This window comes from Enterobacter cloacae complex sp. FDA-CDC-AR_0164 (assembly GCF_003071645.1).
Classification (GTDB): domain Bacteria; phylum Pseudomonadota; class Gammaproteobacteria; order Enterobacterales; family Enterobacteriaceae; genus Enterobacter; species Enterobacter ludwigii.
In genome coordinates this window covers 2,382,303-2,408,425 of the sequence record NZ_CP028950.1, presented here as the reverse complement: position 1 = coordinate 2,408,425, position 26,123 = coordinate 2,382,303, and the positions used below count along the sequence as shown (strand labels likewise).

The window sequence follows — 26,123 nt, the reverse complement described above, 5'->3', positions numbered from 1 at the left end:
CCTTATTTAGCATAACCTGCTTTTTCAGAGTCGCCAGGATAAGTGGGGATTAGCAGACAAATCTGATAGATATCAACCTTCTTGCCCTGCCGATGAAATTGCGCGACGATCTCACTATTGAGATGAGGAATTCCATGAACGCTTTCAGTCCCGCGCAGTTTCGCGCACAGTTCCCGGCGCTGGCCGATGCCGGTATTTACCTTGATAGCGCTGCCACCGCCCTTAAGCCTCAGGCTGTCATTGAGGCGACGCAGCAGTTCTACAGCCTGAGCGCCGGGAACGTGCACCGTAGCCAGTTTGCCGAAGCACAGCGATTAACCGCGCGCTATGAAGCCGCGCGCGATCAGGTCGCACGCCTGATCAACGCCGAAAGCGGGAAAAACATCGTCTGGACGCGAGGCACTACTGAAGCCATTAACATGGTGGCCCAGTGCTATGCGCGCCCGCGGCTAAAGCCCGGCGATGAAATTATTGTCAGCGAGGCAGAACACCACGCCAACCTGGTTCCATGGCTGATGGTGGCTGAGCAAACGGGCGCGCGCATTGTGAAACTGCCGCTGGGTGCAGATCTTCTGCCAGACGTAGCGCGCTTATCTGAGTTCATTACCCCCCGCAGCCGCATTCTGGCACTCGGACAAATGTCGAACGTCACAGGGGGTTGCCCGGATCTGGCTCTGGCCATCGACGTGGCCCACGCTAACGACATGGTGGTGATGGTCGACGGTGCCCAGGGCGTGGTGCATTTCCCCGCTGATGTACAAAAGCTGGATATTGATTTTTATGCCTTCTCAGGACATAAGCTGTATGGCCCAACCGGGATCGGGGTGCTGTACGGAAAACCGACCCTGCTGGCGCAAATGACGCCGTGGCTTGGGGGAGGCAAAATGATCACCGAGGTGACCTTTGAGGGCTTTAAAACACAGGATGTCCCTTACCGTCTGGAAGCCGGAACGCCGAACGTCGCAGGCGTCATCGGCCTGAGTGCCGCGCTTGAATGGCTGGCTGAAACGGATATCGCTCAGGCAGAACGCTGGAGCCGGGGTCTGGCGACGCTTGCAGAAGAGGCGCTGCAGAAACGTCCGGGTTTTCGATCGTTCCGCGTGCAGGACTCAAGCCTGCTGGCCTTTGATTTTGCCGGCGTTCATCATAGCGATATGGTTACGTTGCTTGCCGGGTATGGCATTGCCCTGCGTGCCGGCCAGCACTGCGCGCAGCCATTACTGGCCGCGCTGGGTGTGAGCGGTACACTGCGTGCGTCGTTTGCGCCGTATAATACACAAAGCGATGTGGATGCGCTGGTTGATGCCGTTGACCGCGCCCTTGAAATACTGGTGGATTAATGACGAATTCAGCGTTAGCCGAGCATCCGTTTGGCACGGTCATCACAGAAGAGACCTTAAAACAGACTTTCGCCCCGCTGTTGCAATGGGAAGATAAATATCGCCAGCTGATCCTGCTCGGCAAGCAGTTGCCGGCGCTGTCAGACGAACGCAAAGCGCAGGCGAAAGAGATTTCCGGCTGCGAGAACCGCGTCTGGCTGGGATGCACGGTATCCGGTGAAAAACTGCATTTCTTTGGCGACAGCGAAGGACGTATCGTTCGCGGGCTGCTGGCGGTACTGTTAACCGCCGTGGAAGGGAAAAGCGCGGCGGAGCTGCTGACGCACTCGCCGCTGGCATTGTTCGATGAGCTGGGGCTACGGGCGCAGCTCAGCGCCTCGCGCGGTCAGGGCCTGGTCGCACTCAGTGAGGCGGTACAGGATGCCGCGCGTCAGGCTCAGGCCTGACGTTCCGCCTTCGCCATCATTTTCTTCAGGGCGTGAGAGACGGCTACAAAGCCGAAAGAGGCGGTCACCATGGTGGCCGCACCAAAGCCTGAGGCACAATCCATCCTTTTTGGCCCTTCCGCCGTGCTTTTCATCGCACACACCGAACCGTCAGCCTGCGGGTAGACTAAGGCTTCAGTCGAAAAGACACAGTCAACGCCCAGCTTGCCTTTACTGTTTTTCACGACGTTAAAATCGCTTTTTAAGCGCTCGCGCAGCTTGGCCGCCAGCGGGTCCTGAATCGTCTTTGCCAAATCGGCCACCTGAATCTGCGTGGGATCGATTTGCCCGCCCGCCCCCCCGGTGGTAACCAGAGGAACCTTGTAACGCCGACAGTAGGCAATCAACGCCGCTTTTGGACGCACGCTGTCGATAGCGTCGATGACATAGCTGTAGCCTTTACTCATGTATTCGGCGACGTTATCTGCCGTCACAAAGTCATCGATCACCGTCACGCGGCATTCCGGGTTAATCAGGCGAATACGCTCCGCCATCACCTCAGATTTCGCCAGCCCGACGTTATCGCGCAGGGCATGGATTTGACGGTTGGTGTTGGTGACGCAAACGTCATCCATATCAATCAGCGTGATCGCGCCAATGCCGGTTCTCGCCAGCGCTTCCGCCGCCCAGGAGCCAACACCGCCAATCCCCACGACGCAGACATGCGCATCCGCAAACAGCTGCAGGGCTTTTTCACCATATAGACGTGCCGTGCCGCCAAAACGCTGACGCCAGGCATCGCTGATTACTACAGACATAAAACCTCAGATGTCAAAAGGGTGAGGTTATTCCTCACCCTTCTCTGTTAATTCAGTACGACTCAGAATACCACAATCAGCCGCTGAATACGTTACCGCTGCCAGGGGCTGCCTTGAGCACCCATACGCGCCCATAGTGGTTATACCAGCCTGCACGGTGCCCCGCATCCGGGCCAATGCCCTGATAAATATCGAAGTGCTGACCTTTAATCGCACCGCCGACATCCAGCGCGACCATCAGACGTAGCTCGTACTGACCGTTAAATTTGCCGTTGTTATCCAGCAGAGGCACTTCCGCCAGCAGCGTGGTGCCCGCAGGAATAATAGAACGATCCGAAGCTACCGAGGCGCGGCCAATCAGTGGAACGGCACTCGCCCCTTTCACTGGCGCAAAGTTTTGCGGTTTAAAGAAGACAAACGACGGGTTCTGTTCCAGCAGCTCACGCACTTCGGCTTCGCTGTGTTTTTCACCCCACTCGCGGATCGCCTGCATCGACATGTCTTCTTTTTTCACTTCGCCTCTGTCGATCAGCACTTTACCAATGCTGCGATAGGCATGACCGTTTTTACCGGAATAACTAAAGAAGTTCAGGGGGGAGCCATCGCCAAAGTCGATATAGCCGCTGCCCTGAACATCCATGATGAAGTTGTCCATCAGCGAGTTGCTGTAGGCCAGAACGTAGTTTTCGCTCAGCGCACCGGAGTAGATCTCAGCGCGGGACGGCAGACGACCGCGTTTAGGCGGCATTCGGTAAATGGGATACTGGAACTCGCCCTGACGCGTGTGTCGCGCCTGGATAACCGGGGTGTAGTAACCGGTAAACTGGACGTTGCCATAGTTATCCGCCCCTTCCATCTGCCAGGCGTCGATACCAAACTGGCGCATATTGCGCGTATCACCGCCCGCGCGTAGCCAGTCCTGTACCGCGTTATAAACGCTGCTCTGTGAGCCATACAGACGTGGCGACGCGTTGCGGATCTGGTAAACCTGCTCGGAAAAGTCTCCGGCGTTGATCGGTGCGCCAACGGCATCAGGTTGATTAACTAAAGAGAAAGGCTGGGATAGCTTCCCGTCTTTATACTGTTGACCGCGATCGGTCGGTTTAGAAGAGCAGGCCGCAAGAATGGCTACCATTGCCCCTGTCATTAGATACTTCGCCCAACGTCCTTTCATTATATCTCGTCTTAAAGTTGCCCATTACCGCGTGATGAAGATAACAAACCCACTGTTCTAAAGAAACGGAATCACATGCCCTTTGGCAAATTCTGAGCAAAAAATAGTCCAAATATCGCAACGCCGTTCAATTTACATACAAAGTTAATGATTTATGTGAAAAAGGGGTTGCATCACAAACCTAACCGAGTATAGTGCGCTTCCACGGACGCGGGGTGGAGCAGCCTGGTAGCTCGTCGGGCTCATAACCCGAAGGTCGTCGGTTCAAATCCGGCCCCCGCAACCAATTAAAATTTGATGAAGTATCTTCTACGACAGTAGGAAGACGGACGCGGGGTGGAGCAGCCTGGTAGCTCGTCGGGCTCATAACCCGAAGGTCGTCGGTTCAAATCCGGCCCCCGCAACCAATCAAATTTGAAGAAGTAAGTTTCTACAAGAGTAGAAAGACGGACGCGGGGTGGAGCAGCCTGGTAGCTCGTCGGGCTCATAACCCGAAGGTCGTCGGTTCAAATCCGGCCCCCGCAACCAACACTTCTTAAAACAATAAACACCCTTCAGGGTGTTTTTTTGTATCTGCGGTTTGTGAAACTGCCGGGCGGTTACCCGGCGCACTCAACTACCCAAGCCTTGCCAGCGTCGCCCCATCTGAGAAATACGCCCGGATCCCTGCCAGAATCGACTCTGCCACTTCCTGCTGGAATTTTGCCGTCCTGAGCTTACGCTCCTCTTCCACGTTACTGATAAACGCGGTCTCGACCAGAATCGACGGAATATCCGGGGCCTTCAGCACCGCGAACCCGGCCTGTTCAACGCTGTTTTTGTGCAGCTTATTAACATTGCCTAGCTTGCCCAGCACCGCTTTACCAAATTTCAGGCTGTCGGTGATGGTCAACGACTGCACCATATCAAACATGGTGTGGTCGACATAGCGATCGCCACTTTTGCTCACGCCGCCAATCAGGTCCGAGGCGTTCTGAGAGTCAGCCAGGAATCTTGCGGCGGTGCTGGTTGCCCCTTTAGTCGAGAGCGCAAACACCGACGAACCGCTCGGCTGGCGGCTGGTAAACGCATCGGCATGAATCGAGACGAACAAGTCTGCACGCTGCTTCTGGGCTTTCGCCACGCGGACTTTCAGTGGAATAAAGACATCTTCGTTTCGCGTCATATAGGCGCGCATATTGCCTTCTTTATCGATCAGCGCCTTCAGCCGGCGGGCGATTTGCAGCACCACATCTTTTTCCCGGGTACGATATTTCCCCACTGCGCCCGAGTCTTCGCCGCCATGACCAGGATCCAGCATGATCACAATCGGGCGATCGCGCCCTGCTTTTCCGGGCTGCGGACCGCTCTGGGCCGGTGGCACCTGCTTCTCCAGGTTGCCCTGGTTGTAGTCTTCCAGTAATGCCAGCAGCGGATCCTGAATATCCGTCGCATTCGCCGGATAGAGATCCATGACCAGACGCTCTTTGAACGTCGCAACAGGTGCCAGGGCAAACAGCTGCGGTTTAACGTTTTGCTTCAGCTCAAACACCATGCGCACGGTTTGCGGATCAAACTGACCCACGCGCGCCGATTTGATAAACGGATCGTCGCCGCGGATCTGCGCCGCCATTCCCTTAAGCACAGAGTTGAGGTTAACACCTTCGAGATCCACCACCACACGCTCAGGATTGCTGAGGGCAAATTGCTTATATTTCAGCACCCGATTGGATTCTACCGTAACGCGTGTATAGGTCGACGACGGCCAGACGCGCACCGCCACCACCTGACTGGTGGCGGCAAGACCCACCTGGCTGACGCTAAGCAACCACATCGCCCCTGCCCCTTTTAACAACCGGCGGCGGCTTATTGCTGAATTGGATCCCGACATGCTTCTCCCGAGCAAGAAAAGTGATTGATTTACAAAATCGCTAAATTGACCGAAAACTTTAACGAATGACGCATAAACTGTCATCTATAAAAGGGTAAACATTCATACGCTAACGCACGGATTACTTATCAATTTCTGTGGGTCGCAGAAAATTTAGGCTTGCACACACGGCCACAATCGAATAAAAATACAGAAATTACGAATAAACATTCATTAAGGGTTGTGTCATGGTGAAGGAACGTAGAACCGAACTGGTCCAGGGATTCCGCCATTCTGTTCCCTATATCAACGCCCATCGGGGAAAAACGTTTGTCATCATGCTCGGCGGCGAAGCCATTGAGCATGAAAACTTTTCCAGCATCGTCAATGACATTGGCCTGCTGCACAGCCTCGGGATCCGCCTGGTTGTGGTGTATGGCGCGCGCCCGCAGATTGATGCCAACCTGGCCGCGCATCACCACGAGCCGATTTACCATAAACATACCCGCGTCACGGATGCGAAAACCCTTGAGCTGGTGAAACAGGCGGCGGGTCTGCTGCAGCTGGATATCACCGCTCGCCTGTCGATGAGCCTTAACAACACACCGCTGCAGGGCGCGCACATCAACGTTGTGAGCGGCAATTTTATCATCGCTCAGCCTCTCGGCGTGGACGATGGCGTGGACTATTGCCATAGCGGACGTATTCGTCGTATCGATGAAGAAGCCATTCACCGCCAGCTGGACAGCGGTGCCATCGTGCTGATGGGGCCTGTGGCAGTGTCCGTGACCGGTGAAAGCTTTAACCTCACCTCAGAAGAGATTGCCACTCAGTTGGCCATCAAGCTGAAGGCGGAGAAAATGATTGGGTTTTGCTCTTCCCAGGGCGTCGTGAATGATGAAGGGGTGATTGTGCCAGAGCTCTTCCCGAATGAGGCCCAGGCTCGCGTGGAAGCGCTGGAAGCCGAAGGGGATTACCACTCGGGTACCGTGCGTTTTTTGCGCGGTGCCGTGAAGGCCTGCCGCAGCGGCGTGCGTCGTAGCCACCTGATCAGCTATCAGGAAGACGGTGCCCTGCTGCAGGAACTGTTCTCCCGCGATGGTATCGGCACCCAGATTGTGATGGAGAGCGCGGAGCAAATCCGTCGCGCCACCATCAATGATATCGGCGGAATTCTGGAGCTGATTCGCCCACTGGAACAGCAGGGCATTCTGGTTCGGCGCTCCCGCGAACAGCTGGAGATGGAGATCGACAAATTCACCATTATTCAGCGCGATAACCTGACCATTGCCTGCGCCGCCCTCTACCCGTTCCCGGAAGAGCAGATCGGAGAAATGGCCTGCGTGGCGGTGCATCCTGACTACCGGAGCTCTTCACGGGGTGAAATGCTGCTTGAGCGCGTGGCGGCTCAGGCGCGTCAGATGGGGCTGAACAAGCTGTTCGTGCTGACTACGCGCAGCATTCACTGGTTCCAGGAGCGCGGATTTACACCGGTGGACATTGAATCACTGCCGGAGAGTAAGAAAGAGATGTACAACTATCAGCGCCGATCAAAAGTGCTGATGGCCGATCTGGGATAATACGAAGCCCTCACCACCCGGTGGGGGCTATCGCTTAAAGGGATTCAAATATCGCGCTCAGGCCGCTTCGACGTTCCGTGCGGGTGGCAATCGCCTGTAGCAGCACACGTTCATCGGCATACAGCGACAGGCGCTGACGCGCGCGCGTAATGGCGGTATAAATCAGTTCGCGGGTAATGACGGGCGAAAGCTGTGTCGGCAGGATCAGCGCCGCATGGTTGAACTCGGAGCCCTGAGACTTATGCACCGTCATTGCCCAGGCCGTTTCATGTTCAGGCAGACGGCTGGGCTGAACGGATTTCACGCTTCCATCCGGCATCTGGAACCAGACGCGCAGCCCCAGTCCACGATCGAGGGCAATCCCGATATCCCCGTTAAACAGCCCCAGCGCGCTATCGTTGCGGGCGATCATCACCGGGCGTCCCTCATACCAGCGCGAGTGCGGGGTGCGGTGGATTTTACGTTTCTGGCCCAGGAGCTGTTCGAACCTGTCGTTCAGACCGCTTACGCCAAATGGCCCTTCCCTCAGTGCGCACAGTAGCTGATACTCGCCAAAGGCGGCGAGCGCCTGTGCCGGCGTGCATTGCTGTTGTACACCCGTCAGGAAATGCTGATACCCCTGCAGGGCGTCATCAAGCATCGCCTGATACTCTTCCCCGGTTTGCAGCGATTTTTTCTCGATATCGGTGAATTGACCGTCAAATACCGCACAGGTCGTCTGCCGGTCGCCTCTGTTCACAGCCGAAGCCAGCTGACCGATGCCCGAGTCGCTGCCGAAACGGTAGCTTTTTTGCAGCAGGCACAGGCTGTCGCGCAGCGCCCCCGCCAGGGAATGGTTTTCACTGGCGAGTGAACAGCCGGTCAGACGGGACAGCTCCTCAGCGCGTTCAGCGGTATATCCCAGGCTTGCATAAGTGCAGATATCTCCCAGCACCGCCCCGGCTTCCACCGAGGCAAGCTGGTCGCGATCGCCCAGGAAAATGACCCGGGCGTGCGCTGGCAGAGCATCAATCAACCGCGACATCATCGTCAGGTCGATCATTGACGCCTCATCCACCACCAGCACATCCAGATGCAACGGGTTACCGGCGTGATAGCGCAGACGCTGGCTTCCCGGCTGAGCGCCCAGCAGCCGGTGCAGCGTGCTGGCTTCGTTTGGGAAAAGGGCAAGCTGCTCCCCGGTGAGTGGCAACTTCTGCAGCGCACCACCTAACGACTCGGTCAGGCGTGCCGCCGCTTTGCCGGTAGGGGCCGCCAGACGAATACGGCACTTTTGCTCACCCGATAACTGAATCAGGGCGGCAAGCAGTTTGGCCACGGTGGTGGTTTTACCGGTTCCCGGGCCGCCAGAGATGACGGAGATCCGCCGTGTTAAGGCCACGGCCGCCGCCACTTTCTGCCAGTCTGTCGCCTCAACAGAGGTAAACAAGGTATCCAGCGTTTGCCGCAGTTGGGCTTCATCGCAGGGAAGAGGCGCATTGGTCTCGCTGAAAAAACGCGCGACCGCCAGTTCATTACGCCACAGTCGGTTGAGGTACAAACGATCGCCCGTCAGGATCATGGGTGTCTGGCTATCGGCTGCGCTGACGGCAGGCGAACGGTGCAATACCGTCGGCCAGTCCACGGATTCTCCCATCAGAGCAAAGCAGGACTGCAGGGCCGCGGGCATTTTCTCATCCATCGCCAGACGCGAAAGCGGCAGGCAGACGTGCCCTTCCCCTGCGTCTTTACTCAGGATGGCAGCGGCGAGCATCACGGCAGGCTCATCACCTGACACCATCATGGCGAACTGTACGTCCAGGTGGCGCAGTAGTCGCTGTTCTACCGCTTCCAGCAACAATTCCTGCATCGTCATGCCACTTCCTCCGTGTTTGCTGCAAATAAGTTATCCATTTTCTCGATCAGTGCCGCATGCGGGCGTGTGCTAAAGATGCCTGAACGCGGGTCAGCCGCATCCACACCGCGCAGGAAAAGGTAAATCACCCCACCAAAGTGCTCTTCGTAACGGTAGTCAGCAATGCGATGGCGCAGATAACGATGCAGCGCCAGAGTGTAGAGCTGGTACTGCAGATCGTAGCGATGCATTTGCATGGCGGATGCCATCGCCTGCTGGGTGTAGGCTTCGCTGTTCTCACCCAGCCAGTTTGATTTGTAATCCAGCAGGTAGTAGCGCCCTTCGTGACGGAAAACCAGGTCGATAAAGCCTTTTAACATCCCCTGCACCTGGCGGAAGTTCAGCGGCGGGCAACCGGCAGACAACGGGTCATACTCGCGGATCACCGCATCAAGCGCGTCAGCCCGCAGCGGGCTGGCGATGGGAAGGTAAAACTCCATCTCCACCTGTTTATCTTTGGCGGTCAACTGGCTGAGAGAGAGGCCCTCTGCCGTGAGCGGGGCGTGCAGAATAGCGCGGATCCACTCGGTGAGGACCGGCTGCCATTGTGCATCATAGCCCCCACTCTGTAACATCTTCAGGACCCATTCGTCAGAGACAGGCTGGGTAAAATCCAGCTCTTCAAACAGGCTATGCAAAAAGGTTCCCGGTGACGCGCCGCGTGGAAATTGATGCGGCGTAAGCGCAGGCTCAACCGGTACGCTACCGGCTCCGGCGGCATCAATATCCAGCTTTGGCATCAGGTCCTGCGCAATGCTCTGCCCGTGCTGCTGTAACCCGGAGTAGCTGGTAACGCGCCAGTCGTCGGCAATGGTGCGCAGAATCTGCCGGGCTTCCAGTTCAGATTCCCGCCAGTCCGGCATCTGCCAGCGGCTGTTATCGGGCGGCGACGGAATGTGCAGAGCAACATGCTCGCCGCACAGCGACTCGATGCACTGGCGCAATCCGGCAGCATCTTTGGGCTCGCCGAGCTGAATGAGTCGCCCCAGCGCGCTCAGGTGGAAATCGCTCTCCCCCGACTTGTCGCCACGACGGCGGAACAGCGGCGCCACGCCCAAGCTGCAGTGCCAGACCGAACGGGTCAATGCCACGTAGAGCAGGCGTAAATCTTCCGCCAGACGTTCGGCCTCGGCCAGCTCAACGCTGGACTCCGCTTTACTGAGATCGAGCACGGCGTCGAACGACTCGCGATCGTGGTAAAAGGCCTGATCCTGCACGCGGTAATTGGCGATAAACGGCAGCCAGACCAGTGGATACTCCAGGCCTTTCGACTTGTGAATCGTGACGATCTGTACCAGATGTTTATCACTCTCAAGACGCATCTGCTGGCTGGAGGCGTTGCTGTTTGGGTCGGCAATCTGTTGCGCCAGCCAGCGCACCAGAGCATGTTCGCTTTCAAGCTGCGTGCCCGCCTCCTGCAACAGCTCACTGATATGTAAAATGTCGGTCAGACGGCGTTCACCGCCTGCTGTCGCGAGCATATTCTCCGCAAGGTGTCGCTTCGCCATGAGCTCGCGCACCATCGCCATCACACCGCGCTTCTGCCATCGCTCACGGTAGTGAACAAACTCTTCGACCACCGCATCCCATGCGGCTTCGTCATTATTGAGTGCATCAATGTCACGGGCGTTCAGACCGAGCATTGCGCTGGCTAGTGCGCTGCGAAGCGTACTTTCGCGCTCCGGGGACAGCACGGCCTGAAGCAGCCACAACATCTCCTGTGCTTCCAGGGTTTCAAAAACGCTGTCACGGTTTGAGAGGTACACGGACGGGATGTTCAGCAGGGTAAGCGCATCGCGGATCAGCGACGCCTCCTGACGACTGCGCACCAGCACCGTGATATCAGACGCCTTCACGGGGGCTGACTCATTTTCCTTCCACAACAGCGCCTCGCCACGTGCACCAGCGCTGAGCCAGTCACGGATCTGCGCGGCACAATGCTGGGCCATGGCATTTTGATAGTCCGCGACGCCACAGCCTTCACCGTCCAGCAGCCAGAAGTTCATGGCGGGCTGCGTCACCCCGTTGAATTCAAAACGCAGCGAGCTGTTTTTTGCGGCAAACTTTACCGGCTGAAAGGGGATCTCACGGAACATAAACGCCGTATCCATGCGGCTAAACAGCGCATTGACGCTTTGCACCATGCCCGGGGAAGAGCGCCAGTTGGTATCCAGCGTATAGTGCGCCTCTACCTCACTGCGGGCCTTCATGTAGGTGAAAATATCCGCACCGCGGAAAGCGTAAATGGCCTGTTTCGGATCGCCGATTAACAACAGTGCGGTGTCGGGCTGTTGTCGCCAGATGCGGCGGAAAATACGGTACTGCTGAGGGTCCGTATCCTGAAATTCGTCAATCATCGCTACCGGGAAGCGGGTGCGGATCGCGCAGGCAAGGGCTTCGCCGTTTTCACTGCACAGCGCCGCATCAAGGCGGCTCAGCATATCGTCAAAACCCAGTTCGCCACGGCGACGTTTCTCACGTGATACGGCTTCGCGAATTTCCGTCATGGCGCGGGTGATCATCAGGTCATTGAGCGTGAGTGGCTCAGCGAGCAGCGATTCAATCGCAACAAACAGAGGATGCTCAGGCACAATGCCGTCGGCTTTAGTCCGCTCAATCAAAAAACGCTGCGAGAATTTCTCCAGTGCGTCCGGAAGCTGATAACCGCGCGTCTCTTCCTGCGCCCAGGCGCTGATCTTCTCGATCCATTTACCCTGGTTGCCGCGGTTAAATTTACGTCTGTCGATCCCGGAGTTTTCGATGATCGCCTCAATCTCACCGACAGACTCATTCCATTTTTGCTTGAGCGCAGCAATTTTTCCGACGATCTTTTCATGACGTGAAGCCAGCGTTTCGTCTGCAGGTGGCGGGGATTTGATAACCGGCGCTTCGCCCTGAAGATAACGGTCGATAGCGCGAAGAAGCTCTTCGGGACCTTTCCACAACGCATGGACCGCTTCAGCGATATCGCGCGATAAAGGGTAACAGTGGCGACGCCAGAAATCCGCACAGGCCTGATAGCGAAGCACAGATTCATCTTCAATGAGCTGCTGTTCGAACAGCATTCCGGATTCAAAAGCATTCAGGCTCAGCATGCGCTGACAAAAACCATGAATGGTGAAAACGGACGCTTCGTCCATCTGCCGTTCCGCCAACAGCAGCCACTGGGCGGCCTGTTGCTTATCTGAAATCTCTTCAAGAAGGCTGGCGTAGAGAGGGTTGTCCGTGGTCTGGCGCAGGCAGGCGATGCGCAGCTCATGAATATTGGCACGAATACGACCGCGCAGCTCAGCGGTAGCGGCCTCGGTGAAGGTGACCACCAGCAGCTCTTCCACGCTTAACGGACGTGGAAAAGCGGCGTTACCACCAAGCCCTAACAGAAGACGCAGATAGAGCGCGGCAATGGTGAAGGTTTTTCCCGTTCCCGCTGAGGCTTCAATCAATCGTTCACCCTGTAGAGGTAAACGTAAGGGATTAAGGGACTCAGCGGTATCGGTCATTCTTTCTTACTCCAGGGCATAGATTGCTGCAGCGCGCTGACGCTCTTCCAGATCGTCCAGCCTTTCGGGTTAACGTAGTCCGTTTTCCCGTTCTGACTACCGGAAACCTGCGACAGAATCGCCATTCCCTGCGGTTTAACCACCGCCTGGTGGAAGAAATCAGCAACCTTCTGCGGCGTCAGCTGTTTTATCTCAGCCACTACTTTATCACGCGAATCAAATTTCAGATTACCGCGATCAAAATCTTTGCTCAGTTGTGATGCTTCTTCACCCAGCGTCTGCGGCGGCTGCATCACCTGCGCGATGACGGCCTGCTGAATCTGAGCAAACTCCTCCGGCTTCATCGCCCGCAGCTTCGCTTCCGCCTGTGGGAAGAATGCCTGATAACGCTGCCAGAGATAAGCAGGCTGTTTATCACTGCTTTGCAGCAGGAAGCCCAGCCCCCACTGGCGACCCACGTTCATGGAGAAGGCAAAGACCGCGTAACCAAGCTGCTCTTCTGTACGCAGCTGGTTGTAGAACCACGGCTGAATAATCTGCCCCAGCACCGCACTCTGCGCGGTACTGGTGAATTCATCATAACCCGTGGGTACAAACACAGCGGCCAGGGCTGAATCCGTGCTGTTACCCGCCTTTTCAAAAATCACATTCTGTTTTTTCTCAACCAGTACGTCCTGGTTGCGGCACCACTCGTCGCCTTTCGAACCAAGCTGCGTACGGACATTTTCTGCCAGTGTTTTGGCCTGTACGTCACTCATGTTTCCGACGATAAGGAACTCCGGACGCGTGTTCGTTTTCAGCGCATCACGATACGCCAGCACATCTTTTAAGGTGATAGAGGGCAGCAGCGCCCGGCGATCTTCGCGCTGGAAATAGGGAATTTGCGAAAGCATTTGCGTCGGCATGAGCGCCAGGTCATACGCTTTACCCTTCTCGGCAGAATCCATCATCTGCGCATACCAGGATTTGGCCTGCTCAAGTTGCTCTTCGGTCGGGGTATAACTGAAATAGCCTTCCAGTAACGCCTGGAACAGCTGCGGCAGACGCTGGGTGTAGCCGTTGGCATTGACCATCAGACCGTTATTGGCGTTGGTCGAGAAGCTTATCCCGCCGACGGCCGCCTGATTGCTAAGCTGATCGAGTGCGATACCGGCAAGATAGTCATTGAGCGCAAACATCACCTGATTTTTAGCGCTGTTCATTGCTTTTGGGTTACGCAGAACCACGCTCACATCGGCTTTCGGTTCACTCGCGAAATAGCGGCTTGGCGTATACACCACGCGCAGCGTCGGCTCATCAACGATAAGTTCCGGGTGCGGATAGGCTTTCGTGGTTTTAATCAGCGAGAAATCATCCGGAATGTAGGGGTTCAGCTCCGGCAATTTAAGCGCGATCTCACCGGCCTTTTTCTGCCAGTCGGCGAAGGTCTGGTCACTGATTTTATCCACCTGATAAGGGGCATCGACAAAATAGGCCATTTTGTTATGCGGTTCGTTCGGGCTGATATACCAGACGCGGGCATTCTGCGGCGTCATCATCGCCAGGCGGGCTTTTACCGCGTCGGCGTCATACTGGTCGGCAATATTGACCGCGTCGAGGGTATGTTCCACCGGTACACGGATCATGGTATCCGCCAGCCATTCAACGTAATCCATGTCGCGGGTAATGGACGGATAACGGAAATCGAGATCCAGCACGTGCGCCAGTTCATCAAAGTAACGTTTATCGACGCCTTTATCGCGCAGCAAAGAGAGGTAGCTGAAGATAGCCGCCACGACGTCATCACGGTGAGCCAGACCTTTGTCAGTCAGGGTGGCGGAGATCGCCAGCACGCCGCTGTTGCCGTTCACAACCGGATCGGAGTCGGCACGGATACCTTCCACCAGCCCTTGTTTTTGCAGCCAGTCAGAAAGTGTTCCCGGGCTGCGATTGCCAATCAGGTAGGTGACCAGTTCATCGGTTTTGCTGCGAAACTGCGCCGTATTGTTATCAATGCGGAACTCAACGCGCAACACTTTACGCGGCAGTGCAGGAACGTAGTGGATAACGATCCCTTTTTGCGCGTCCGTGACCACAGGAACGTTTATCTGCGGCAGGTCGATATTTTTATTCGGTACCCGGCCAAACGTCTGTGCCGCCATGCTTGCCAGCTCAGGCAACGGTTTGTTGCTGTAGATGACCGCTTTCATCAGATTGGCGGAGTAGTATTTATCGCGAAAGGCATGCAGGGCATCCAGCACCGGGCTGTTCGGTTTATCGCTCAGCGTCTCCAGGTTACCACCGGAAAAACGCGATCCCGGGTGCGCCGGGTTAATGGTTTCTGCACTCACCTGCGCCATGCGCATCCCGTCTCGCGTACGGGCAAGGGTCAGTTCAGCATTAACGGCATTGCGTTCGCGGTCAGCGTATTTTTTATCCAGCAGGGGAGCCGCGATAGAATCCGCCAGACGATCCACTGCACCTCCCAGCGCATCATTCTCAACTTCGAGATAGAAGGCTGTACGGTACGGCGCCGTGCTGGCGTTGTGGCTGCCGCCATGCATTTTGAGAAATTCGGACAGGCTATCTGGCTGTGGGTATTTTTTGGAACCCATAAGCGTCATATGTTCCAGATAGTGTGCAAGCCCAGGGTGGGCTTCCGGATCTTCCAGCGACCCAACCGGCACCACCAGTGCCGACAGGGATTTTACCGCCTGCGGATCGGAAACCAGCAGCACAGTCATCCCGTTATCAAGGCGAATAGCCTGATACTGACGGGTATCTTTTTCGCTCTTACGGATAGTTTCCTGAATGGGTTGCCAACCGGAGCCTGCCTGAGTGAAAGGTGCCCAAAGGGCGACAAACAAAACAAACGCTTTGAACAAGGTGCTGCCTGGCATTACGACCTCTTTATCACGGCTACATCATTAACAAACTGCGTGCTGGACTCACCAACATCTCTTTCTTTGGGTACATCAGTCCGTGATAAGAAGTGCATCATAAATGAACACCCCATGCTGCGCAATTTTTATACAGCACTCAGGACTGATTAAATTTGAACAACGGTAACAGGTAGCGTTGTGCTTCTTCCGTGATAGCCTGGAAGTATTCAGGCTCAAGCGTTCGCCATAAACGTTGATACCAGACATCCTCACCTTCGCCGCGCACCATCATGTTACCTTCATACGCCTGCATGAATTTACTCCGTGCTTTCTGCAGTGAAGCGTCATCCGTTAACATGGCATCATTCTGTGCGTCATAACAAGCTTTTATCCAGGCGCCACCGCTCTCGGGCAGTAGCAGGAGCGGTTTATTCATTCCCCGCAGGTAGCCTTCAACGTACAAGGATAAATAACGTAACGCCTGCTCTGCGTCCATCGGCGGAAAGCGCCATTCGCCCTCTTTGCGGACAAAAATACGGCTTTCGCCTTTATGGCCGCCAGCACTGTAGACAAGATGTTCGAGCCAGAGTTGCAAACCTTGTGAAACGCTAAGCATGGAAGGACGCCAGCGCAGGAGCCCATCCGGCTGTACCTGAGTTAGCCAGCCCGTGAGCTGCACACCCTGGCAGTTGAGATCGATTTCAATACTGGTTCCGGGTTGCCGGCATTCCCTCACGCGTTCTGCCAGAGCTTCCATCTCCTGGCGCTGCGCCTCCCAGACAATTTCTCCGAACGCCCCGTAGGGTAACTGCCCCGCAGCACGGTAGCGGCGGTAAAGCTTGTCGGCATCTTCCTCTTCAACCAGCGCGTTCAGCAGCTGCAGGTTTAACTGATAACGCTCCAGCCCTTCCAGCGTAAACGGCTCTGCATCAGGAATTTCACTCTCTTCAGAACGGAAATTGACCTGCAACCGTTGCTGGAAGAAAGCGCGTACCGGATGCCCCCAAAACCGCTGAAGCTGTTCAAAGGTCAGGGTGTCTATCGGGCGAGGATCAAGCTCCTGAATGAAATCGGTATGCGCTCTCCCCTCTTTTTTCGCCGCAGGCAGCCATTCGTGGGCATAGCTCTGATGATCGCTGACCATGTAGTTCACCGGGTCAAACGGCATGCGGCTATGGAAGCGGGTGATATGCGCCTTCACTCGCTGCGCGCTTTCATCACAGTTACGGGCTTCATCCCCCGCCAGATAGTGGCTCTGCCCGATATAATCCACCAGTTCCTGCACCAGAACAGAAGGAAAGCGCTCGCTGTTGTCCTGGATAGAGCGGCCGATATAGCTGATATACAGCTGACGTTGAGCCGAAATGAGCGCCTCAAGGAAGAGATAGCGGTCATCGTCACGACGGCTACGATCGCCCCGCTTTGGATTCGCACTCATCAGATCAAAACCCAGAGGCGCCAGGGCTCGTGGGTATATACCGTCATTCATTCCGAGCAGGCACACCACTTTGAACGGGATAGAACGCATTGGCATCAGGGTGCAAATATTGATTGGGCCTGCCAGGAAACGCTGGCTAATTCGCTCCTGATCGAGCCGTTGCGTCAGCTCATCGCGCAGCAATGACAACGGGATAGCCTCGTTATAGTGGGAACTCATGCCCTCTTCGACGATTGCCTGCCACTGCGTTTCAATGAGCGCCATAGCGGCTTCGGTATCACTGTCCGGCAGGAAGAAATCATTGAGCAACGCCCTGCATACCGGGAGCCACTCATCCAGTGGACGCGGCTGCATCAACTCGAGCCGCCAGCGGTTAAGTTGCATCAGCAGGGAAGCTAAATGACCGACCAGCTCAGCGATCAACCCGCTGGACTCATCGTAGGGCAGGACTTCATTCCACTCGCCCTGGCTGCTTTCCATCGCATAGCCCAGCAGCATACGTGTCAGGCCAAACCGCCAGGTGTGCTGGCCGGTAGGAGGAAGCTCGAACGCCTGAACGTTGTCATCATCAATGCCCCAGCGTACGCCGGACTCGTTAACCCACTGACGAAGGTAACGCAGCCCCTCTTCATTAATATTGAAACGTGCGGCCAGGACTGGGACATCCAGTAATGCCAGGACATCTTCGGAGATAAACCGGCTATCCGGTAATGAAAGCAAAGTAATAAAGGCCTGCAAGGCCGGATGAGACTGGCGGGCCCGTCGGTCAGAAATGGCGTACGGCAGGTAGCGTTCACCCGTCGCACTCCCAAAAACAGCCTGAATAAAGGGACTGTAACTGTCGATATCCGCCACCATCACCACAATGTCACGTGGCGTCAGCTCAGGATCGTCCTGCAACATCGCCAGCAGTTGATCGTGAAGGACTTCAACCTCGCGCTGCGGGCTGTGGCAAACGTGGATCGTGACGCTGCGATCGTCGCCGTCCAGCTTGCGCTTACTGTCGCTGCGTTCAAATTCTTTCGCCGTAACGCCCATGACGGCGCGGTTTTCGAGATCCAGAATGTCGAGCTGGATATTATGCAGCAGGCTATCCGGAGCGATCTCGACGAAGGCATCCACATCCCCTTCGCCTGACGACGTGATGTCTGAGAGCATGTGAATGTAGTCACGGCCCAGCTTTCCCCAAGAGGCAAGCAGCGGGTTTGGCAGGTTTTGAATGCCGTGCTCATCAAATAGCTGTGCGGCAGACGCGCTGTCTTTAAACAGTGGCACGGTACGCTCTTCAAACAGGCGTCGTCTCTGGCGAGACACCAGCCGCGAAAGCCAGCGTTCATCCTGAATGTCGCCCCAGTACTGGCGACACGGATTGGTAAAGAGGATATGTATGTCGATGTGTTTACCCAGCGCACTCAGCGCCTGCAAATACACCGGTGGCAGCGCCGAGATGCCGCAGATAAACACGCGAGAGGGCAGCCGGGCTGGTCGCTCAGCGCTGTTTTCCAGTATGGAGATAAACCGCTGGTAGAGGTTTGCACGGTGCCACTTCGGCTGGCCAAGTTTCTCAGTGTGTTCCACCAGCGCTTTCCAGAGCGGTGCCTGCCAGACTTGCGCCTCCGGTAACCCGTCGACCCGCTCGCCCGCTTCCCAGCGAGTCAGCCATTCCGGGCGATACACCAGATACTGGTCATAGAGATCGGCGGTGCGTGATGCCAGCTGGAACAGCTTGCGTTTATCGGTGTCGTCATTGAGGTAGTGGCGTAGCATGACGAATTCATCATGCTGCAGCATGTCCGGCAACAATGCCATCAGCTTCCAGCTCATGCTTTGCTTGTTGAAGGCACTCTGTTCCGGGATGTCCGGCAACACGCGGACAAACATCTCCCAGATAAAACTCGCGGGCAGCGGGAAATCGATATTTGCGGCAATGCCGAATTTACGCGAAAGCGACATCTGCAGCCACTGTGCCATACCGGTGCTCTGCACCAGCACCATTTCTGGCTCAAAAGGATCGTCAAGCCGCTCGCGCTCAACGATAAATTCCATCAGCGCTTCCAGCACATCCAGACGATTTGAGTGGTAGACCCTTAACATAGACGCTCCCGACTACTGGCTAACCGGGCAATGCAGACGCGTCATCTCGCCGCGCCGCCCCAGAGGAGAAATAAGTGTAACCGTGATGCTGACACATCCAGAGAGTGTTGTCTGCCCCCGACTGACCTGCCAGCCTGCCGGGAGAGCAATTGTTGAAAGCTGAGACTGATTCCAGGCATGATGCCAGAGCTGACGATACTGATTAAACATGGAGAACCGCGTCGCCAGTGCCCGCTGATAACCCGACAGTGCCGTGACAATCATCACCAGCAGCATCATCGCCAGTAATACCTCAACCATGCTAAAGCCTTTTTCTCTGCTCACGGCAGCTGGCATAACGCACTCTCCTTAAGCGGACAAAAATCACTCCAGCCGTGTGGCGAGAAATGGATCTTGCCGTCGATGATTTCGCCTCTGCGCCATAGCAGCAGGTCATCACTCCCGGCGATAAGCAGCACACGCGTTTCATTCAGTAGCCGCAGGCAAACTCGCCATGCCGATCCCTTTTTGCACTGGATCTCAGGCTCAGATAACCAGCTCTGAACGCGTCCCCATTCAAGCGCTGACTGCACGGATGCCTGCTGTTGAACCGAGCGGCTCTCACCGCCCACCAGTGCGCTAAACGTGGTCAGCTGCTGATTGAGGCCGGTGAGGATCAGCGTGCCCAACACCAGTAAAAGTAACACCAGCGCCAGCGAGGACATCCCGCGCTGCCGGTTCACAGGTTGTACCCCGTGACGCCATAAAAAGCCTGACAGGGGGCCCCCTGCTCGCCCTGACGAAGGGCGGTCATTTCAATATTCAGCTGGGGGGCAAACCCCGCATGCTCAACTTGACTCACCACAAAGTGCTGGATGAGAAGCCTGTTGGGGTCAGTGAGTTTCTCCCATCCTTTACCCTCACACGAGGTCGCCCCATGCAGGGTCTCCAGTGCACCTGATTCCAGACGAAAACCTGTGCTGTCGTTTTCCGAAGACGAGCTATCCCAGTTACCGTTACTGTTTGCATCCCATCGTACAATGACACAGCGACCTTGCCTGCCGATCGTCAGTCCCTGCCCCGCACAGTTTCCGGCGCAATACCCCGCACGCTGAAGCTGTTTGCCGAGGGAAAAAAGGCGTTGCCACACCTCCTCCTCAAGCTCCCGCTGACCGGATTGCTGTAAAACAGCCCGCTGCAAGCCCGGTAAAAAGCGCGAGGCGCTTATCAGTAACAGACTGCTGATCGCCGTGGCAATCAGAACTTCCATCAGTGAGAAACCCTGCTGGTTTAGGGACATGAACCTTCTCCTGTGACATTGCACATCCTGATTCGCCCTCCATTCGAGACAATGACGAGCCATTCTCCTGCACGACTTTGCAGGCGTATTCGCCCTGCCCATGCCGTATCCCTGAGTCCATAGAAGCCAAATAACGGCGTTATTTCACTTACCGTGACCTCCGGCCACAGGGGAATAAATACAAACGGACTGCCTTTATCACAGCCCTGCACGAATGCGCTCATCAGACAGGTGACGCCTCTGTCGCGCCGCAATGTGACCTGGTGGTCACGGTTGTGCCGGTTTGCGTCATTGCGCAGAAATACCAGGTAATCACGCACCTGCCCGGCAGTTTGCCAGAGCCGTTGCTGCCGTTGCCAGTTGTCCCAGCCGTATAGCCCGGAGGCGCTGAGAATGACCACCAGCGAGATAGCCACCAGGGTTTCGATAAGCGTAAAACCGTTCTCTTTTTTCATGCCGGGAGTGTGGCGAAATGGCCTGGAATTGACGAGCAACGGATGACCGTTTTACGAGCCCTTATCAAGGAAAGTTAAGCGGTTGCAGTGCGTTGCATACATTCTGGATAACGCGTCGGAAAGCGGGAAGAAGGCGAAAAAAAACCGGCGCTAAACAGCACCGGTTATGTCAGGATTGACAGCCTCAGATAGCGACGGGCGCTTTGATGCCTGGATGAGGGTCATAACCCTCAATCTCAAAATCGTCAAAGCGGTAATCAAAAATGGATTCCGGTTTGCGTTTGATAATCAGCTTAGGCAAGGCGCGCGGTTCGCGGGTCAGCTGGAGATGCGTCTGTTCCATATGGTTGCTGTAGAGATGGGTATCCCCACCGGTCCAGACGAAATCGCCCACGTCCAGATCGCACTGCTGCGCCATCATATGCACTAACAGCGCATAGCTGGCAATGTTGAACGGCAGGCCGAGGAACACGTCGCAGGAGCGCTGATAGAGCTGGCAGGAGAGCTTACCGTCTGCCACATAGAACTGGAAGAACGCATGGCACGGTGCCAGTGCCATTTTGTCCAGCTCGCCGACGTTCCAGGCGGAAACAATAATACGGCGCGAGTCCGGATCGTTTTTCAGCTGGTTCATCACGGTGGTGATCTGGTCAATATGGCGGCCATCCGGCGTAGGCCATGCGCGCCACTGCTTACCGTACACCGGGCCCAGGTTGCCGTTTTCATCTGCCCATTCGTCCCAGATAGAGACGTTGTTTTCATGCAGATACGCAACGTTGGTATCGCCTTGCAGGAACCAGAGCAGTTCATGAATGATCGAGCGCAGGTGGCAGCGCTTTGTCGTCACCAGCGGAAAACCTTCCTGCAGATTGAAGCGCATCTGGTGGCCAAAAATGGAGAGCGTGCCGGTACCGGTACGGTCATTTTTCGGCGTGCCCTCATCGAGCACTTTTTTCATCAGTTCAAGATACTGTTTCATGGTTCCTCAGGAAAGTTGTTGCTGTGGACGACGACGATACGCCCAAATCATCATAATGACACCCGCGACAATCATCGGAATGGAGAGGATCTGCCCCATGCTGATGTACTGTACCCATTCGCCGGTGAACTGTGCATCCGGCTGGCGGAAGAACTCGACGATGATACGGAATGCACCGTAGCCAATCAGGAACAGACCGGAGACAGACCCCATCGGACGCGGTTTACGGATAAAGAGATTCAGGATGATAAACAGCACCACGCCTTCCAGCGCCAGCTCGTAAAGCTGAGACATATGGCGCGGCAGAACACCGTAAGTATCGAACAGGGATTGCCACTCAGGATGAGACGGTAGCAGCGCCATGTCCTCTGCACGCGAACCCGGGAACAGCATAGTAAAGGAGACACTCGGGTCGACACGTCCCCAGAGCTCACCATTGATAAAGTTGCCCAGACGTCCTGCTCCCAGACCAAACGGGATCAGTGGCGCGATAAAATCTGACACCTGGAAGAAGTTGCGCTTGGTGCGTTTGGCAAAAATCACCATCACCAGGATCACACCAATCAGCCCGCCGTGGAAGGACATGCCGCCATCCCAGACGCGGAACAGGTAGAGTGGATCGTTCAGGAATACCGGGAGGTTATAGAACAGAACATACCCAATACGGCCGCCCAGGAACACGCCAAGGAAGCCTGCATACAGCAGGTTCTCGACTTCGTTTTTGGTCCAGCCACTGCCGGGACGACTGGCGCGACGGCCAGCAAGCCACATGGCAAAAATGAAGCCGACCAGGTACATCAGACCGTACCAGTGAAGCGAAACAGGTCCTATTGAGAAAATGACCGGATCAAATTCCGGAAAATGCAGATAACCACTGTTCATCTGTCACCACAAGATGTTGTTATTCCGCTGAAAGTGGACAGCGGTAGAAATGCGATTCTGCTGTTAGCAGAGGCTCCAAAGTTGCGAATCATAGCATAAGGCGGACGCGGAGGATGCGCCAGAGATGTAAAAGATGTGTATAGAGGAGTGTGTTATATCCTCACCTCCGCCCTGTCACAAAGGACGAGGACGGAGTGAGGGGAAAAGTACGTATTAGCGACCGCCGCGAATCAGGCCGCCCATACCGCGTCGTTCCATGAAGGCAGCCACCTGATGACGCACTTCGGCGGCCAGCTGCGCTTCAAGACTGCGTTCAGCCAGCTCGCGGGCATCCTCAATATCGATATGCCGCAGCAGGTACTTCACGCGGGCAACCGCACGGCCGTTCATGGAGAGGTGGCGGTACCCCAGCCCAATCAGGATTGCAACGCACATCGAATCTCCGGCCATTTCACCACACAGGCGCAAATCAATATCGTGCTGTTCGGCTTCTCGCGCGATCATCGCTAACGCCCGGATCATCGCAGGGTGCAGGCTGTCATAAATGCTGGCAACACGCGTGTTGTTACGGTCGACGGCCAGAATATACTGCGTCAGGTCATTGGTACCGACCGAGATAAAGTCGACACGGTTAGCCAGCTGCGGCAGCATAAAGACCATTGACGGCACTTCAAGCATCACCCCAATTCGTGGTTTGGGGATCGCATAGCCAATCATCTCTTCGACTTCACGGCCGGCACGCTCAATCAGACGCCGCGCCTCGTCAATCTCATCAATGCTGGTGACCATCGGCAGTAAAATGCTGAGGTTACCCGTCGCCGCATTCGCGCGCAGCATGGCACGCACCTGGATCAGGAAGATCTCAGGCTGATCGAGCGTAATGCGTATCCCACGCCAGCCCAGGCACGGGTTTTCTTCACTGATCGGCATGTACGGCAGCTGTTTATCTGCCCCGACATCAAGGGTGCGCAGGGTGACCGGTTTGTCGTTAAACATCTGCAGCATGCCCTGATACTGCGCGACCTGCTCCTCTTCAGAGGGAAAGCCACTTTGCAGCATGAACGGGATTTCGGTGCGGTATAAGCCGATACCGTCGATGCGGCTGCCGAGCTTCTCTTCATGCTCGGGGCTTAAACCTGCGTTGAGCATGACTTTGATTCGCTCGCCGCTTTTGAGCTGCGCGGGCAGATTAACGTCATCCTCTGCCAGCTTGCTTAATTCATTCTCTTCGCTGATAAGGCGCTGGTATTCCTGAAGCAGAACCGGCTCAGGATCAACCAACAGCTCACCGCGATAACCGTCGACCACCAGGGTGCGTCGGTGCAGCACCGATGGCTGGATATCCGCCCCCATAACGGTGGGAATTCCCAGCGCGCGCACCATAATGGCCGCGTGCGAGTTCGCCGCGCCATCGCGTACCACCACGCCCGCCAGGCGGTCATGAGGCAGTTCAGCCAGCGTTGTCGCGGAGAGTTCATCGGCAACCAGCACAAAACGTTTTGGCCAGGCATTCGCGCCCTGAATAGTGTCATCAAGATGGAACAGTAAACGCTGCCCCAGGGCGCGTAAATCACCGGCCCGCTCTTTCAGGTAACCGTCGGTCAGTGCCGCAAACTGCTCGGCAAATTTTTCGATGACCTTTTTAACCGCCCACTCCGCAACCGCACCTTTGTCGACTTCGTCAAAAAGCTCGCGGCGCAGACGTGCATCGGAGAGAAGGTGCGAGTAAAGGTCAAAAATGGCCGCCGTCTCTTTTTGCGCCCCAGCGGCAAAGCGCTTGCTGTAGCGACGAAACTCATTCGACGCCTCTTCCAGCGCGGCGGTGAGACGCTCACGCTCAAGCGCTTCATCAAGCGTTGAGGCTTCGTACACCTGCTCCATCAACGGCAGAGTGGCGTCCATCCAGCCTTCGGCGATAGCAACGCCCGGCGACGCCGGAAGCGCGCGAATACGCGTATGACGATACTGACCAAACAGTGCCGTCAACTGGGACTGGGAGAGGATCGCGGCCATCTGCGTGGCCAGCGTGACGAGGAAAGACTCTTCGCTTTCATCGTACTGACGCAACTCACGCTGCTGTACCACCAGCACACCAAGCAGCTGACGGCGCTGAATAATCGGCACACCCAGGAAGGCGCGGAAACGATCTTCTTTTACGGAGGGGATATATTTAAAGCTGGGGTGTTTTTGCGCGTCGGCAAGGTTGATAGGTTCGGCGAGTCGCCCAACCAGACCAACGATACCTTCATCAAACGCGAGCGTTACGGTGCGTCCACGTGGCTTTTTCAAACCACGGGTCGCCATCAGGTAATAGCAACGCCGATCGTGGTCGGCCAGATACACCGAACAGACTTCGGTCTCCATCGCAAGACAGATGTCGGTAACCAGAATGTTCAGCGCCTCATTCAGACGCGGCGCACTGGCCACCTTCTCGACTATTTCTCGCAAGCGGGTGAGCATGATTTGCGTAGCTTAACCTCTTTTACGTCGCCAGGCAGGTGCGCTCTGCGGCTTAGGCGGGATCTCCTGAAGCTGCATGACAACACTTGCGAACTCTTTCATCACCCTACGGTAAACATCGCGTTTAAATGACACGACCTGACGAACAGGATACCAATAGCTCACCCAACGCCAGCCATCAAACTCCGGCGTACTGCTGGTTTGCATATTGATATCTGAATCGTTGCCCACCAACTGCAGTAGAAACCATTTTTGTTTCTGGCCGATACAAACCGGCTTTGTGTCCCAACGCACCAAACGTTTCGGTAACTTGTAACGCAACCAGTTGCGGGTCGAAGCCAGGATGCGAACATCTTTTCGGCTTAAACCAACCTCTTCAAACAGCTCCCGGTACATCGCTTGTTCTGGGGACTCTCCCGGGTTGATCCCGCCTTGCGGGAACTGCCAGGAGTGCTGACCATATCGACGGGCCCACATCACCTGGCCCTGACGATTACAAATTACTATTCCTACGTTCGGGCGGTAGCCATCGTCATCAATCACCGGACTACCCCAAACTAAACCTTATATATGAATGATTGTTTCACACTACAGGGAGGCGGTAAACCACTCTCTTACAGGGCTGCAACCTAATAACATTTGAATAACTCACAAATACAGGCAGAGTTATAAACAGATGAGCGGCTCAAAGGGGAATTTTATTCACCTTTTCTGTGGATATAGTTGTGAAGAAGTGTCTGATTACCGATGAACAACCTCAGCCGCCGTCAATCTCCCTCCATTACCAATAAAAAATAAAATCATTAGTTTCATAAAGTTAATAACCATAAAACCAACCCACACCGCTTAATCGTGACGATCGTCACATCAGGGATCGTTGTGCTGATGAAAGATCGAACAGCGTCGGTTTTATCCACAGATTGTGCCAATAAGTTAGGCACAATTTGTTTGAAAATTGGATTTTCGTCCCACGTCAAGGCTGTAAATTGAAACAGTAGTCAGGGTTATGCCCAGTTATCCCACTTTTCTGTGGATAACATGGTGTAAGATCCTGTTCATTGTCAGTGACCAGAATTGAACAACCGAATTTTTGTC

18 protein-coding genes, 3 tRNA genes and 1 pseudogene are annotated in these 26,123 nt (G+C 55.5%); 7 read left to right on the top strand and 15 right to left on the bottom strand.

Features of this window, described 5'->3' with window-relative positions; genetic code table 11:
* Positions 1-134: 134 nt before the first annotated feature.
* Positions 135-1,340 carry a cysteine desulfurase CsdA gene (gene csdA / locus AM410_RS11890; RefSeq protein ID WP_025203350.1) on the top strand — a complete coding sequence of 402 codons (1,206 nt, stop codon included), beginning with the start codon at positions 135-137 and terminating at the stop codon, positions 1,338-1,340.
* The gene (csdE, locus tag AM410_RS11885) at positions 1,340-1,786 is read left to right on the top strand and encodes a cysteine desulfurase sulfur acceptor subunit CsdE (RefSeq protein ID WP_106503455.1); all 447 of its coding nucleotides are present in this window, start codon (positions 1,340-1,342) and stop codon (positions 1,784-1,786) included. The genes csdA and csdE overlap by 1 nt, the downstream gene beginning before the upstream one ends.
* Here the strand turns inward: csdE and tcdA are convergent.
* Both tcdA and mltA read right to left on the bottom strand, forming a co-directional pair.
* Positions 1,777-2,583 (bottom strand): tRNA cyclic N6-threonylcarbamoyladenosine(37) synthase TcdA, encoded by an 807-nt coding sequence (tcdA, locus tag AM410_RS11880; RefSeq protein WP_006811804.1) that lies wholly within the window; start codon positions 2,581-2,583, stop codon positions 1,777-1,779. The genes csdE and tcdA overlap by 10 nt on opposite strands.
* Positions 2,584-2,659: 76 nt before the next feature.
* Positions 2,660-3,757, bottom strand: a complete 1,098-nt coding sequence (gene mltA / locus AM410_RS11875; RefSeq protein WP_025203349.1) for a murein transglycosylase A — start codon at positions 3,755-3,757, stop codon at positions 2,660-2,662.
* A gap of 209 nt (positions 3,758-3,966) precedes the next feature.
* Between mltA and AM410_RS11870 the strand changes: the two genes are divergently transcribed.
* The 3 genes from AM410_RS11870 to AM410_RS11860 all read left to right on the top strand — a co-directional run bounded on the left by AM410_RS11870 (position 3,967) and on the right by AM410_RS11860 (position 4,285).
* Positions 3,967-4,043: transfer RNA gene (locus tag AM410_RS11870), tRNA-Met, on the top strand.
* Positions 4,044-4,087: 44 nt separating this feature from the next.
* Positions 4,088-4,164, top strand: a tRNA-Met gene (locus AM410_RS11865).
* 44 nt (positions 4,165-4,208) lie between these two features.
* A tRNA-Met gene (locus tag AM410_RS11860) sits at positions 4,209-4,285 on the top strand.
* Positions 4,286-4,373: 88 nt separating this feature from the next.
* On the opposite strand, the gene amiC is transcribed toward AM410_RS11860, so the two are convergent.
* On the bottom strand, positions 4,374-5,627 hold the full coding sequence (gene amiC / locus AM410_RS11855; RefSeq protein WP_020883787.1) for an N-acetylmuramoyl-L-alanine amidase AmiC: 1,254 nt from the start codon (positions 5,625-5,627) through the stop codon (positions 4,374-4,376).
* Positions 5,628-5,854: 227 nt separating this feature from the next.
* On the opposite strand from amiC, the gene argA reads away from it, so the two are divergent.
* Positions 5,855-7,186, top strand: a complete 1,332-nt coding sequence (argA, locus tag AM410_RS11850) for an amino-acid N-acetyltransferase (RefSeq protein WP_020883786.1) — start codon at positions 5,855-5,857, stop codon at positions 7,184-7,186.
* A gap of 34 nt (positions 7,187-7,220) precedes the next feature.
* Here the strand turns inward: argA and recD are convergent, their stop codons facing one another.
* From recD to rppH, 12 genes are all read right to left on the bottom strand, one after another.
* Entirely contained in the window at positions 7,221-9,041 is a 1,821-nt protein-coding gene (gene recD / locus AM410_RS11845) for an exodeoxyribonuclease V subunit alpha (RefSeq protein WP_108647858.1), read from the bottom strand.
* Positions 9,038-12,580, bottom strand: a complete 3,543-nt coding sequence (gene recB / locus AM410_RS11840; protein WP_108647856.1) for an exodeoxyribonuclease V subunit beta — start codon at positions 12,578-12,580, stop codon at positions 9,038-9,040. The genes recD and recB overlap by 4 nt, the downstream gene beginning before the upstream one ends.
* Complete coding sequence (ptrA, locus tag AM410_RS11835; RefSeq protein ID WP_020883783.1) at positions 12,577-15,459, bottom strand: pitrilysin; 2,883 nt, start codon at positions 15,457-15,459, stop codon at positions 12,577-12,579. The genes recB and ptrA overlap by 4 nt, the downstream gene beginning before the upstream one ends.
* A gap of 139 nt (positions 15,460-15,598) precedes the next feature.
* Positions 15,599-18,973 (bottom strand): exodeoxyribonuclease V subunit gamma, encoded by a 3,375-nt coding sequence (gene recC / locus AM410_RS11830; protein WP_108647854.1) that lies wholly within the window; start codon positions 18,971-18,973, stop codon positions 15,599-15,601.
* Positions 18,974-18,985: 12 nt separating this feature from the next.
* Positions 18,986-19,309 carry a prepilin-type N-terminal cleavage/methylation domain-containing protein gene (locus tag AM410_RS11825; protein WP_014171443.1) on the bottom strand — a complete coding sequence of 108 codons (324 nt, stop codon included), beginning with the start codon at positions 19,307-19,309 and terminating at the stop codon, positions 18,986-18,988.
* Positions 19,294-19,695 carry a DUF2509 family protein gene (locus AM410_RS11820; RefSeq protein ID WP_032680370.1) on the bottom strand — a complete coding sequence of 134 codons (402 nt, stop codon included), beginning with the start codon at positions 19,693-19,695 and terminating at the stop codon, positions 19,294-19,296. The genes AM410_RS11825 and AM410_RS11820 overlap by 16 nt, the downstream gene beginning before the upstream one ends.
* Positions 19,692-20,252 (bottom strand): prepilin peptidase-dependent protein, encoded by a 561-nt coding sequence (locus AM410_RS11815; protein ID WP_025203343.1) that lies wholly within the window; start codon positions 20,250-20,252, stop codon positions 19,692-19,694. The genes AM410_RS11820 and AM410_RS11815 overlap by 4 nt, the downstream gene beginning before the upstream one ends.
* Positions 20,243-20,707: a prepilin peptidase-dependent protein gene (locus tag AM410_RS11810; protein WP_032680368.1), complete on the bottom strand. Its 465-nt coding sequence runs from the start codon at positions 20,705-20,707 to the stop codon at positions 20,243-20,245. The genes AM410_RS11815 and AM410_RS11810 overlap by 10 nt, the downstream gene beginning before the upstream one ends.
* A 184-nt stretch (positions 20,708-20,891) precedes the next feature.
* Positions 20,892-21,686, bottom strand: coding sequence for a thymidylate synthase (thyA, locus tag AM410_RS11805; RefSeq protein WP_014171447.1), 795 nt, complete (start codon positions 21,684-21,686; stop codon positions 20,892-20,894).
* A 6-nt stretch (positions 21,687-21,692) separates the two neighbouring features.
* Positions 21,693-22,568, bottom strand: a complete 876-nt coding sequence (gene lgt, locus AM410_RS11800; RefSeq protein ID WP_014171449.1) for a prolipoprotein diacylglyceryl transferase — start codon at positions 22,566-22,568, stop codon at positions 21,693-21,695.
* Between the two features lie 213 nt (positions 22,569-22,781).
* Positions 22,782-25,028: a phosphoenolpyruvate--protein phosphotransferase gene (ptsP, locus tag AM410_RS11795; RefSeq protein ID WP_014171450.1), complete on the bottom strand. Its 2,247-nt coding sequence runs from the start codon at positions 25,026-25,028 to the stop codon at positions 22,782-22,784.
* A gap of 12 nt (positions 25,029-25,040) precedes the next feature.
* Positions 25,041-25,571: an RNA pyrophosphohydrolase gene (rppH, locus tag AM410_RS11790; RefSeq protein WP_013098553.1), complete on the bottom strand. Its 531-nt coding sequence runs from the start codon at positions 25,569-25,571 to the stop codon at positions 25,041-25,043.
* 463 nt (positions 25,572-26,034) lie between these two features.
* Here rppH and AM410_RS24120 point away from each other — a divergent pair.
* Positions 26,035-26,100, top strand: a pseudogene (locus AM410_RS24120) (hypothetical protein); the annotation flags it as partial.
* Positions 26,101-26,123: the final 23 nt, after the last annotated feature.